Source organism: Pseudomonas campi (assembly GCF_013200955.2).
Classification (GTDB): domain Bacteria; phylum Pseudomonadota; class Gammaproteobacteria; order Pseudomonadales; family Pseudomonadaceae; genus Aquipseudomonas; species Aquipseudomonas campi.
The window spans coordinates 3,842,070-3,854,356 of sequence record NZ_CP053697.2 but is presented as its reverse complement, the minus strand read 5'-3'; the positions used below and the strand labels follow the sequence as shown (position 1 = coordinate 3,854,356).

Genomic DNA, 12,287 nt, shown 5'->3' with positions numbered 1-12,287 from the left:
TGGAATGAGCATGAAAATACTGATCGTAGGCCCCAGCTGGGTCGGTGACATGGTGATGGCGCAGACCCTGTTCGTCTGCCTCAAACAGCGTCACCCGGACTGCGAGATCGACGTGTTGGCCCCCGAGTGGAGCCGGCCGATTCTCGAACGCATGCCCGAAGTGCGCGCGGCGCTGAGCTTCCCGCTCGGCCACGGCGTGCTGGATATCGCCAGCCGCCGGCGCATCGGCAAGTCCCTGGCCGGTCAGTACGATCAGGCGATCCTGTTGCCCAACTCGCTGAAGTCGGCCCTGGTGCCGTTCTTCGCCGACATCCCGCTGCGTACCGGCTGGAAGGGCGAGATGCGCTACGGCCTGCTCAACGATATCCGCAAGCTGGACAAGGACCGCCTGCCGCTGATGATCGAGCGCTTTATGGCGCTGGCCTTCGAGCCCGGCGCCGAACTGCCCAAGCCCTATCCGCAGCCGCGCCTGCAGATCGACGAAGCCAGCCGCAGCGCGGCGCTGGCCAAGTTCGGCCTGAGCCTGGATCGCCCGGTGCTGGCGCTGTGCCCCGGCGCCGAGTTTGGCGAGGCCAAGCGCTGGCCGGCCGAGCACTACGCCAAGGTCGCCGAAGTGAAGATCCGCGCCGGCTGGCAGGTATGGTTGTTCGGCTCGAAGAACGATCATCCGGGCGGTGAAGATATCCGCAATCGCCTGATTCCCGGCCTGCGCGAGGAAGTGGTCAACCTGGCCGGGGAAACCTCGCTGGCCGAGGCCATCGACCTGATGTCCGCTGCCGCGGCCGTGGTCTCCAACGACTCCGGGCTGATGCACGTGGCTGCCGCGCTGAACCGTCCGCTGGTGGGCGTGTATGGCTCCACCTCGCCGCAGTTCACCCCGCCGCTGGCCGACCAGGTGGAGATCGTCCGTCTCGGCCTGGACTGCAGCCCGTGCTTCGAGCGCACCTGCCGTTATGGCCACTACAACTGCCTGCGTGAGCTCAAGCCGCGCCCGGTGATCGAGGCGCTGGAGCGCCTGGTCGCCGATCCGGTCGAGGTGGAATAGTTTGCGGGTACTGCTGATTAAAACGTCTTCCCTCGGCGACGTGATCCACACCCTGCCGGCGCTGACCGATGCGGCGCGGGCCATTCCCGGCATCCAGTTCGACTGGGTGGTGGAGGAGGGTTTCGCCGAGATCCCGGCCTGGCACCCGGCCGTGGCCCAGGTGATTCCGGTGGCCATCCGTCGCTGGCGCAAGAACCTCTGGCAGACCCTGAAGAATGGTGACTGGCGCCGCTTCAAGGCGCGCCTGCGCGAGGCCGATTACGACCTGGTGATCGATGCCCAGGGCCTGCTGAAAAGCGCCTGGCTGACCCGTTATGTGAAGGCGCCGATTGCCGGTCTTGACCGTGAATCGGCGCGCGAGCCGATCTCCTGCCGCTTCTACGACCGCCTGTACCCGGTGGCGAAGAGCCAGCATGCGCTGGAGCGTACCCGCCAGCTGTTCGCCCAGGCACTCGGCTATCAACTGCCGGCCAGCATCGGCGACTACGGCCTGGATCGCGCGGCCATGGCCGATGCCTCGCAGGCGCCTTACCTGCTGTTCCTGCATGGCACCACCTGGGCCAGCAAGCACTGGCCGGAAGCCGACTGGCGCGCCCTGGCCGAGCGCATGGCCGGGCAGGGCTGGGCGGTGCGTCTGCCCTGGGGCAACGAGACCGAGAAGGCGCGTGCCGAACGCATCGTCGCCGGCATCGACGGGGCTGCCGTGCTACCGAAACTCAACCTGGCCGGCGTGGCCAAGGTGATCGCCGGCGCCAGCGCCTGCGTGGCGGTGGACACCGGGCTCGGCCATCTGGCGGCGGCGCTGGATGTGCCGAGCATTTCCCTGTACGGCCCGACCCTGCCGGGCCGCGTCGGCGCCTATGGGCGCGGCCAGGTGCACCTGTGCGCCAGCGGGCCGCATGCCGGCAGCGGTGATCGGCATAAACCTTGTTTCGAAGGCCTGGGCGCCGAGCGCGTGGGCAACGAGCTGAACGCCTTGCTCCTGGCGCAGCAGGAGGCGGTGTAATGCAGCTGGCGTTCGTGCTCTACAAGTATTTTCCCTATGGCGGCCTGCAGCGCGACTTCCTGCGCATCGCCCTGGAATGCCAGGCGCGTGGCCATGCCATCCGCGTCTACACGCCGATCTGGGAGGGCGAGGTGCCCGCCGGTTTCGATGTGCGCGTGGCGCCGGTCAAGGCGCTGTTCAACCACCACCGCAACGAGAAGTTCAGCGCCTGGCTGGCCGCCGACCTGGCCCGCGAGCCGGTGGGCCGGGTGATCGGCTTCAACAAGATGCCGGGCCTGGACGTGTACTACGCCGCTGATGGCTGCTTTGAGGACAAGGCGCAGACCCTGCGCAACCCGATCTACAAGCGCTGGGGCCGCTACAAGCATTTCGCCGACTACGAACGGGCGGTGTTCGCCCCCGAGTCGAAGACCGAAATCCTGATGATTTCCGAAGTGCAGCAGCCGCTGTTCATCAAGCACTACCAGACCCCGGAAGCGCGCTTCCATCTGCTGCCACCGGGCATCGCTGCCGACCGCCGCGCGCCGGCCAATGCCGCTGAGATCCGTGCCGAGTTCCGCCGCGAGTTCAAGCTGGGCGATAGCGACCTGCTGCTGGTGCAGATCGGCTCCGGCTTCAAGACCAAGGGCCTGGACCGCAGTCTCAAGGCCCTGGCCGCCCTGCCGCGCGAGCTTAAACAGCGCACCCGCCTGATTGCCATCGGCCAGGACGACCCGCGCTCGTTCCAGCTGCAGGCCAAGGCCCTGGGCGTGTCCGAACAGGTGCAGATCCTCAAGGGGCGCAGCGACATTCCGCGTTTCCTGCTCGGCGCCGACCTGCTGATCCACCCGGCCTACAACGAGAACACCGGCACCGTGCTGCTGGAGGCGCTGGTTTCCGGCCTGCCGGTGCTGGTCAGTGATGTCTGCGGCTATGCCCACTACATCGCCGAAGCCGATGCCGGGCGCGTGCTGCCCAGCCCGTTCCAGCAGGAGCGACTCAATAGCATGCTCACCGAGATGTTGACCGACGATGCGGCCAGGGCAAGCTGGGGCGCCAACGGCCTGGCCTTCGCCGATACGGCCGACCTGTATTCCATGCCGCAGCACGCGGCCGACGTGATCCTGGCGGAGCGGGCATGAAGCTGATCCTCACCGAACCGTTCAAGGGTCTGTGGACTGGCCAGGATCCCTTCGTCGCCGTGGAGGCGCTGCAGGGCCAGGTCTATCGCGAACTGGAAGGACGGCGCACGCTGCGCACCGAAGTCGCCGGGCGTGGTTATTTCGTCAAGATCCACCGCGGCATCGGCTGGGGCGAGATCGTCAAGAACCTGCTCAGCGCCAAGCTGCCGGTGCTCGGCGCGGCCCAGGAATGGCAGGCCATCCAGCGCCTGACCGAGGCCGGTGTGGCGACTATGACCGCCGTGGCCTATGGCGAGCGCGGCAGCAATCCGGCGGCGCAGCATTCCTTTATCGTCACCGAGGAACTGGCGCCGACCATCGATCTGGAGCAGCTGACGCTCGACTGGGCGCGCCAATCGCCCAGTCCGCGCCTCAAGCGTGCGCTGATCGCCGAAGTGGCGAAGATGACCGGTGCCATGCACCGCGCTGGGGTCAATCACCGCGACTGCTACATCTGCCACTTCCTGCTGCACACCGACACACCGGTGACGGCGGATAACCTGCGCCTGTCGCTGATCGACTTGCACCGCGCTCAGGTGCGCAGCGCCGTGCCCCTGCGCTGGCGCAACAAGGACCTGGCCGCGCTGTATTTCTCTGCGCTGAATATCGGCCTGACCCGCGCTGACAAGCTGCGTTTTCTGCGCGGCTATTTCAGCGCATTGCAAGGCGCTCAGCCGCTGCGCGCCATCCTGCGTGATGAGGCCCGGCTGCTGGCCTGGCTGGAGCGCAAGGCGGAGCGTTTGCTGCAGCGTTATGCCCGCAAATATGCGCCGGGAGCCGGGCAATGAGTGAGTGGCGGGTAACCGATCTTTGTCCCGCTGCATTGCGGGATGAGCTGGCTGATTTGCAGCGGGTGTTTGCCATCGAGGGCCATCGCCTGACCCGTGATCCGCTGTCGGAGGTGGTGCGTATCGAGCGTGATGGCGTGTGCTATTACGTCAAGCGCTACTGGGGCGCGGGCAAAGGTCTGCGTCGCTATATCGGGCGGCCGCGGGTCAAGGCCGAGTGGCAGAACCTCAAATATTTTGCCAAGTGGGGCATCCCCACGGCGCCCATCGTGGCCTATGGCCTGGAGCGCAAGGCGGGCGCCTTCGTGCGTGGCGCGCTGATCACTCGCGAGCTGCCCGACACCCAGGACCTGGCGCTGCTGGCGCGCCGCCAGGATCCGCGCTTGGCTGATCGTGCCTGGGTCGAGCAGGTCAGTGTGCAACTGGCTCGCGCGACTCGTACCCTGCATGACCACCACTTCACCCATAACGATTTGAAATGGCGCAACCTGCTGGTCAACGACCGGGCAGAGCTGTTCTTCATCGATTGCCCGACCGGGGCGTTCTGGTGGGGACCGCTGCTCAGCTACCGCATCGTCAAGGACCTGGCCTGCCTGGACAAGGTGGCCAAGTACCAGCTGAGCCGTACCCAACGCCTGCGTTTCTATCGGCAATACCGCGGCTGTGAGCGGTTGAGTGCGGCGGACAAGCGGGAAGTCCGGCGCATCGTCAAGTTCTTCGAGGGACGGGAATGAGAGACTTTATCGCGGCCGAGGATCGTGCCGTTCTCGAAGGCCACGGCCTGGCCAGTTTCGAGGCGCTGTGGGCGCTGCAGCTGGAGGCGGTGGATGAGCCCAATACCGAGCGCGGCGGTTGGAGCAGCGTGTATCGCCTGGAGCTGGGCGAGGCGGCCTTCTACCTCAAGCGGCAGAGCAATCACCTGACCCGCAGCCTGCGCCACCCCTTCGGCGAGCCGACCTTCACTCGCGAGTTTCGCAATATCCAGGCCTATCGCCGACTGGGCATTCCTGCACTGCAGGCGGCGTTCTTCGCCGAGCGGCGCTTGCCCGGTGAGCGACGCGCCATTCTGCTGACCCGTGCATTGGACGGCTGGCAGGATCTCGACCACTGGCTGCAAGGCTGGGAGGGCGTGCCTGGGCCTACTCGCCAGGCCATTTTGCGTGCCTGCGGCGAGCTGGCTCGGCGCCTGCACGATGCCGGGCAGATGCACGGTTGCTTCTACCCCAAGCATATTTTCCTCAAGGCCGCCGGCGAGGGTTTTGCCGCGCAGCTGATCGATCTGGAAAAGACCCGTCCGCTGCTGTTCGGCCAGCGCGACCGGATCAAGGACCTGGAGCCGTTGCTGCGTCGCGCCGGTGCCTGGAGCGAGGCCGAGGTGCGCGAGCTGCTGGCGACCTATCTGGGTGCGGCGGGGGATCTGGAGGGTTGGTGGCAGCGCCTGGGTGCCCGCCGTCGGCACAAGGAAGCACGCTGATGCGGCTTGCCCAGTTGGCCCAGGCCGGCCGTCAGCCGGCGCTGCCGCTGCGCATCGAACTGGCCGGCGAGGTGCTGGAGCTGCAACGCCTGTTGCGCGTGCTGCCGGGTCAGCGCTACGTCGGCCTCGCCCTGTGGCGCGGGCGCCCGGTGCTGGCCAAGCTGCTGGTCGGCGGCAAGGCCGAGCGGCACTTCCAGCGCGAGCTGCAGGGCGCGCGCCTGCTCGCCGAACAGGGTCTGCCAACTCCCGAGTTGCTGGCCCAGGGCTGGCAGGCAGGTGAGGGCGGCTGGCTGCTGTTCGACTATCTGGACGGTGCCGAAAGCCTGTGGGACGCCTGGCGTGCAGTGGAGCGTGAGCCGCTGCTCAGTGACGCGCAGCAGGTCGTGCTGGGCGAAGCCCTGACCGCGATCGCGCAGATGCACGCCAAGGGGCTGTGGCAATCCGACCTGCATCTGGACAACCTGCTGCGCCATGCCGGCAGCGTGTCGATCATCGATGGTGGCGGGGTGCAGGTCGAGGTCGCCGGCCAGCCGCTGTCGCGCGCCCGGGTACTGGCCAATCTGGGCATGTTCTTCGCCCAGCTGCCCGCCGAGCTTGCGCCCTTCATCGAGGAGCTGCTGGTGCACTACCTGTTGGCCAATGGTGAGCACGCCCTGCCACTGGAGGCCTTGCTGGTCGAAGTGGCCAAGGTGCGGCGCTGGCGCCTGCGCGACTATATGCAGAAAATTGCTCGTGATTGCAGCCTGTTCAGCGCCAGGATCGGCGCCTTCGGCTTGCGCGTGGTGCGGCGGGACTGTGCCGACGAACTGGCGTCTCTGCTCGCTCAGCCCGATGCGGTGCTCGCCGAGGGGCGCGCCTTGAAGCTGGGCGGCTCCGCCAGGGTTGCCCAGGTGAACCAGGGCGGGCGCGAACTGGTGGTCAAGCGCTACAACATCAAGGGCTTCGCCCACTGGCTGAAGCGCTTCTGGCGTCCCAGTCGCGCCTGGCACAGCTGGCGTGAGGGCCACCGCCTGGAACTGCTGGGCATCGCCACCCCGAGTCCGCTGGCTGTGCTGGAGCGGCGCTGGTGCTGGTTGCGCGGCCCGGCCTACCTGATTACCGAATACTGCGGCGGGCAGGATATAATCGCCCGTTTTCAGCCCTACCTGGCTCAGGATGGGCTGAGTTTGCCGCCTGAGTCCGACCTGTTGGCCCTGGATCGCCTGTTCGCCGCCCTGCTGCGCGAGCGCATCAGCCACGGGGATTTCAAGGGCACTAACCTGTTTTGGGATGAGGCGCGGGCGTGCTGGTCGCTGATCGACCTGGATGCCATGCAGCAGCACCGCAACACGCGCAGCTTCGCCAGGGCCTATGCCCGCGATCGCGCCCGCTTTCTGCGCAACTGGCCGGCTGACTCACAGCTGTTCAAGCTGCTCGACGAACGTTTACCGCAGGTGCCCGGCACCTGCCCTGAATAGAGGTTTTCCCTGTGGCACTGACGATTCTTGGCCTGTCCGGCGCCCTCAGTCACGATCCTTCCGCTGCCCTGTATATCGACGGCAAGCTGATCGCAGCGGCGGAAGAAGAGCGCTTCGTGCGCGACAAGCACGCGAAGAACCGCATGCCCTACGAGTCGGCCAAGTTCTGCCTGGAGCAGGCCGGGATCAAACCGGCTGACGTCGACGTGGTGGCCATCCCCTTCGCGCCCATCAGCATCTTCGAAAAAGCCCGCTGGCAGTACGCCAAGCGCTACTGGTACGCGCCGGACCGCGCCCTCGACGCGATCCTCATGGGCAACCGCCGCTACAAGCGCTACTACAAGCACATCCAGTGGTGCCTGCAGCAGCTGGGTTTCGACCTGAAGAAGATCAAGATCGAGCCGGTCGAGCACCACCTGGCCCACGCCGCCAGTGCCTACCACTGCTCGGGCTTCACCGAGAAGACGGCGATTCTTGGCATCGACGGCAAGGGCGAGTACGCCACCACCTTCTTCGGCTACGGCGAGAACGGCAAGATCCACAAGATCAAGGAATTCTTCGATCCGGACTCGCTCGGCGGCCTGTACGGCGCGATCACCGAATTCCTCGGCTTCGAGATGCTCGACGGCGAGTTCAAGGTGATGGGCATGGCGCCCTACGGCGACGCGGCCAAGTACGACTTCTCGCGCCTGGCCAAGTTCGAGAACGGCGAGCTGATCATCAATACCGACTACGCCAACGTCATCGGCTTCCGTCGCTACAAGGAAAACGGCAAGGGCTACTACTTCTCGCCCAAGCTGATCGAATGGCTGGGGCCGAAACGCCAGGGCGACATCGCCGACGATCCGTACATTCACTACGCCGCCAGCATGCAAGCGCTGTTCGAGAAGCTGGCGCTGGAAATGATGGATTACTACCTCGGTGACATCATCAAGGAAACCGGCAAGATCGCCTTTGCCGGCGGCTGCGCGCTGAACGTCAAGCTGAACCAGAAGATCATCGCCCGTCCGGAAGTGAAGGAGCTGTTCGTCCAGCCGGCTTCCGGCGACGCCGGTACCTCGGTCGGCGCTGCCGCCTACGTTTCGCACCAGCGTGGCGTGCCGGTGGAGAAGATGGAGCACGTCTACCTCGGCCCGTCCTACTCCAACGAAGACGTGATCGCCGCCTGCGCCCGTCACCCGAGCAAGCCGGTGTTCAAGCAGATCGACAACATGCCGCAGCGCATCGCCAAGATCATGGTCGACGCGAATCCAGTGGCCTGGTTCCAGGGCCGCATGGAGTTCGGCCCGCGCGCCCTCGGCGGTCGCTCGATCATCGGCTGCCCGAGCGTGGCTGGCGTGGCTGACCGGATTAACGAGCAAATCAAGTTCCGCGAGCGCTGGAGGCCGTTCTGCCCGTCGATGCTCGATACCGTCGGCCCGCAGATGCTCAAGGTCGACCACCCGAGCCCGTTCATGACCTTCACCTTCGAAGTCAACGAAGAGTGGAAGACCCGTGTCGGCGAAGTGGTGCACGAAGACGGCACCTCGCGCGCCCAGGTGCTCAAGCGCGAATACAACCCGCGCTACTACGATATGATGCTGGAGCTGGAGAAACTGACCGGCAACGGCGTGTCGCTGAACACCTCGCTGAATCGCCGTGGTGAGCCGATGATCTGCTCGCCGACCGACGCGCTGAACATGTTCTACGGCTCCGACCTGCAGTACCTGATCATGGAAGACATCCTCGTGGTCAAGGACGGCAAGGACTGGTATGACAACGTCTGAGGCGACTGGCCGTCGCCTGGCTGAGCGAGCTAGCGCAGGGCTAGGCGAGAGTCGCCGAGGAAGCGGAGTTTACTGTGGTAAATGAGCAATCCGAGGCGGCTCTCAACGACGCCCTGCCGACGCGCAGCCAGCCGGAACAGTGGATTTTGCAGTTCTGTCACGGTTATGACGGCCCCTTCCTCGATTGCGCGCGGCAGTACGCCGCGCTGTTTGCCGGTACGCCGTACAAAGTTTGTACGGTCTATCTGACTGGCAAGCCGAGTACGGAAGTCGAGCTAGGCTCGGCTTCCGACGAAGTGATTTTCCTCGATTACTCCAGTCGCGACGTACGCGGCCTCAAGCTCAAGGCGATTCGCGACCTCAAGCGCATCGCCGCTTCGCGGGACTTCAAACTGTGCATCGCCCATCGCTTCAAACCGATCTATATCGCCCTGCTCGGCAGTGATCTGCCGGTGCTCGGTGTGCAGCATGCCTTCGGCGTGTACCAGCGGCGTTCGCGCCAGTGGTTCGTCAATTGCTTCCGTCGCCGCCTGAGCCTGCTCGGGGTTTCCGATGCGGTGCGCGACGACATGCGCGCCTGCTTGCCGGGTTGGCCGGCCGAGCGCATCGAGACCCTGTACAACCGCATCGATATCACCGCCGTGCAGGCCGCCCAGTGCAGTCGTGCGGTTGCCCGCGAGGCCCTGGCCCTGCCGCAGGATGCCTGGGTGATCGGCAATGTCGGCCGCCTGCACCCGGACAAGGATCAGGCCACCCTGATCCGCGCTTTCGCCCAGGCCCTGCCTGCGCTGCCGTCTGGCAGCTTGCTGGCGATCATGGGTAGCGGCAGGTTGGAGGCGGCGCTGCAACGCCTCGCCAGCGAGTTGGGTGTCAGCCAGTCGGTGCGCTTTCTCGGACAGGTAGCGAATGGGCGCAACTACTTCAAGGCCTTCGATGTGTTCGCCCTGAGCTCCGACCACGAGCCGTTCGGCATGGTCCTGCTGGAGGCCATGGCCGCCGGTGTGCCGCTGATTGGTAGCGACTGTGGTGGTGGCCGCGAGGTAGTGGCCGGCTGTGGCCGGCTGTTCCCCCTCGGCGATGCTGCGGCGCTGGCCCAGGCCCTGGTGCTGCAGGCGCAGGAGCCTGCCGACCCGGCATTGCAGCAGCGGATGGCGCAGCGCTTGCTGGAGATGTTTTCCGATGCGGCGGTGCGGCAGTGCTTCTGGGCGCTGCCGCAACTGGCGGAGCTGAGGTCGGCATGAGTGCTGACGCCGTTGCTATGCAGTGGGCAAACAAGGCGACAGCTCTGGATCGCTATCGCTGGTTGCTGCTGCGCGAGCGGCACGGCTGGCTTGGCAGCGCATTACGCTTCCTGCGCGAGGCGCTGGGCGACACGCTGTTCGGTTTGCTCGCGCGCTTTCGTCTGGCGGCAGTGGCGGGTAACGAGCCCTGCGACTTCCTACTCCTGCAGTCGGCACCCAAGGTCATTACCTTCCAGCGCAAGAAGCTGCTGATCGAGGCCTTGCGCAGCCGTGGCCACGTCCTGATCGAAACGGCTCTGCCTGAGGCGAGAACCCTTCTGCGCGAACGCCTCCTGCGGCGGCCGCCCCAGCCCGTGCCGCTGCGTTACTTCGCTTATGCGGCGCATGCCGAGTGGCTGGTTGAGCATTACACACCGCAGGTCGTGCTGAATGATCGCAACGGTAGTTTGTATTCGCCGTTCCTGCGTCTGGCGCTGAACGCTCGTCAAGCTCTGCTGGTGCACCTGGCGCATGCCACCACGGTGGAGAGCTCACGGCGGCTGGGCATGAACGACTACGACTATTACTTCTTGTTCGGCCAAAGCTCGCTGGAAGCCTTGCAGGCGCGCGAGTTGCGTTTCGGTTGTTCCACCGCGCTGCTGGCTGGCTCGCACATGATCGATACGGCCTTCGACCTGGCCCCGGCCGATCCGGCGCGGCGGGTGTTGCTGGTGCTGGGTGTCGGGCCGGACAAGGAAAAGGAAGCCGGCTATCAGCGCACCTATCGGCTGTTGCGCGACTGGGCGGCGCGGAATCCCGACTATCAGGTGCTGGTCAAGGCGCATCCGCGCAGCCAGGTACCGTTCTGGCAGCAAGAGGCTTCGGTGTTGGATAACGTCGAGGTGCTGCCGCGCGAGTGTGGTCTGGCCGAGGCCTTGGCGCGCGCATCGCTGGTGGTCAATATCATGTCCAACGCGGTGATCGAAGCCGCCTTGGCGCGGCGCCCGCTGCTTTATGTGAATGCCAGCGATGATGCGGATATCTTCGCCCAGGAGCGCTTTCTGGGCCCCTGTGTTGCGAGCCTCGAAGGCTTGCAAGCAGCAGTCAGTGGCATTGAGCAGGATCATGCGGCGGCTTTGGCGCGCAGTGCCGATTTTGCCGAATATCATCTCGCCCATGGCTGTGCAGGGCTTACCTGGAATATCCAGGCGCTCACGAGCCTGCTGGAAGGTTGCCACCCATCGGGCGTGTCCGTAGCCCTCACATCCACCGTCGAGCAGTAACCGCATGCTGAAGGCCATCCTCTTCAACGACACGTCGCACAACAAGCATCATGGCTGCCAGATTGTCGTCAAGCAGATCTATGAACTCGCCGCTGCGGCGGGGATTCGTATCGTCAGGGCCTGTCCGATGCGCCACGATTGGCGCGACGACCCGCAGTTGCAGAGGGATATCGCCAGCGCCGATCTGTGCCTGATCAATGGCGAAGGCACGCTGCACGATGATGCACGCGCGGCGCAGATGCTGGTGGCGCTGGCGCCCTTCTGTCGCGAGCGTGGGGTGCCGTGTTTCCTGATCAATAGCGTATGGCAGCGCAATGCCAAACTGATCGAGCCGGCCCGGGCGTTTAGCGGGATCTATCTGCGCGATCACCGCAGCCAGGATGAATTGGCCGCCGCCGGGATCGCCAGCCGAGTGGTGCCCGACCTGACCCTGAGCATGATCCCGCCGCCCGCCCAGGCGCAGCGCCAGGGTTTCCTGGTCAATGGCAGCTTCTATGAGGAGCGCACCCAGGAAGCCTGGGCGGCGCTGCAACAGGTGGCCGACCCTGCGTTGGGCTACCTGAGTATCCAGGCGCTGCCGCTCATCCAGACCGGCAAGGGCTTTCCGGCTTACGTCTGGAAGAGTCTGCGCAGCCGTTTCAAGGCCTGGCGGGCGCGCCGCCAGGCGCAGCAAGCAACGCTGGGAAGTACCATCGAGCGCAAGCAAATCAAGCTGCTGCGTTGGAAGTACTGTGCGACCAGTGATGCCGCTTTCCTCGGGCGTCTGGCCGCTAGCCAGGGTGTCATCACGGGGCGTTTCCACTGCGTTACGCTCTGCCTGCTGACGGGCACGCCATTTTTCGCTATTGGCTCGAATACCCACAAGATTGAAGCACTGCTCGAGGCCTGCCAGTTGCAAGGCCGCGTCTACCCGGACTATGCCTCGGCGCTGGCAGCGCGTGCTCGTATTGCCTTCGACGACGCGGAGCGCCTGGCAGTGGCTAACTTCGTTAGTGGCAGTCGCCAGCAAGCGCAGCAGATGTTTGTTGAAATTACCGCGGCTGTTGTAGCTGCGCGCTCGCCGCAAGGGCGCCCCCAATAGCCTGACG

At 65.3% G+C, this 12,287-nt stretch carries 11 protein-coding genes; all 11 read left to right on the top strand.

All coding sequences use genetic code 11. From position 1 onward, the window contains the following. Nucleotides 1-10 precede the first annotated feature (10 nt). The 11 genes from waaF to HNE05_RS17730 all read left to right on the top strand — a co-directional run bounded on the left by waaF (nucleotide 11) and on the right by HNE05_RS17730 (nucleotide 12,280). Nucleotides 11-1,045: a lipopolysaccharide heptosyltransferase II gene (waaF, locus tag HNE05_RS17780; protein ID WP_173209805.1), complete on the top strand. Its 1,035-nt coding sequence runs from the start codon at nucleotides 11-13 to the stop codon at nucleotides 1,043-1,045. A 1-nt stretch (nucleotide 1,046) separates the two neighbouring features. Next, nucleotides 1,047-2,051 carry a lipopolysaccharide heptosyltransferase I gene (gene waaC, locus HNE05_RS17775; protein ID WP_173209803.1) on the top strand — a complete coding sequence of 335 codons (1,005 nt, stop codon included), beginning with the start codon at nucleotides 1,047-1,049 and terminating at the stop codon, nucleotides 2,049-2,051. Then, the gene (locus tag HNE05_RS17770) at nucleotides 2,051-3,172 is read left to right on the top strand and encodes a glycosyltransferase family 4 protein (protein WP_173209801.1); all 1,122 of its coding nucleotides are present in this window, start codon (nucleotides 2,051-2,053) and stop codon (nucleotides 3,170-3,172) included. Before waaC ends, HNE05_RS17770 begins: the two co-directional genes overlap by 1 nt. Beyond that, nucleotides 3,169-3,999 carry a lipopolysaccharide core heptose(I) kinase RfaP gene (gene rfaP / locus HNE05_RS17765; protein ID WP_173209799.1) on the top strand — a complete coding sequence of 277 codons (831 nt, stop codon included), beginning with the start codon at nucleotides 3,169-3,171 and terminating at the stop codon, nucleotides 3,997-3,999. The genes HNE05_RS17770 and rfaP overlap by 4 nt, the downstream gene beginning before the upstream one ends. Then, the gene (locus tag HNE05_RS17760) at nucleotides 3,996-4,733 is read left to right on the top strand and encodes a lipopolysaccharide kinase InaA family protein (RefSeq protein WP_173209797.1); all 738 of its coding nucleotides are present in this window, start codon (nucleotides 3,996-3,998) and stop codon (nucleotides 4,731-4,733) included. Before rfaP ends, HNE05_RS17760 begins: the two co-directional genes overlap by 4 nt. Next, nucleotides 4,730-5,473, top strand: a complete 744-nt coding sequence (locus tag HNE05_RS17755) for a lipopolysaccharide kinase InaA family protein (RefSeq protein ID WP_173209795.1) — start codon at nucleotides 4,730-4,732, stop codon at nucleotides 5,471-5,473. Before HNE05_RS17760 ends, HNE05_RS17755 begins: the two co-directional genes overlap by 4 nt. Then, nucleotides 5,473-6,930 (top strand): lipopolysaccharide kinase InaA family protein, encoded by a 1,458-nt coding sequence (locus tag HNE05_RS17750; protein ID WP_173209793.1) that lies wholly within the window; start codon nucleotides 5,473-5,475, stop codon nucleotides 6,928-6,930. Before HNE05_RS17755 ends, HNE05_RS17750 begins: the two co-directional genes overlap by 1 nt. Nucleotides 6,931-6,941: 11 nt before the next feature. Continuing rightward, complete coding sequence (locus tag HNE05_RS17745; protein WP_173209791.1) at nucleotides 6,942-8,696, top strand: carbamoyltransferase family protein; 1,755 nt, start codon at nucleotides 6,942-6,944, stop codon at nucleotides 8,694-8,696. 113 nt (nucleotides 8,697-8,809) lie between these two features. Continuing rightward, nucleotides 8,810-9,937, top strand: coding sequence for a glycosyltransferase (locus tag HNE05_RS17740; protein ID WP_240008867.1), 1,128 nt, complete (start codon nucleotides 8,810-8,812; stop codon nucleotides 9,935-9,937). Next, on the top strand, nucleotides 9,934-11,199 hold the full coding sequence (locus HNE05_RS17735; protein WP_173209789.1) for a capsule biosynthesis protein: 1,266 nt from the start codon (nucleotides 9,934-9,936) through the stop codon (nucleotides 11,197-11,199). Before HNE05_RS17740 ends, HNE05_RS17735 begins: the two co-directional genes overlap by 4 nt. A gap of 4 nt (nucleotides 11,200-11,203) precedes the next feature. Next, nucleotides 11,204-12,280, top strand: coding sequence for a polysaccharide pyruvyl transferase family protein (locus HNE05_RS17730; protein ID WP_173209787.1), 1,077 nt, complete (start codon nucleotides 11,204-11,206; stop codon nucleotides 12,278-12,280). Nucleotides 12,281-12,287: the final 7 nt, after the last annotated feature.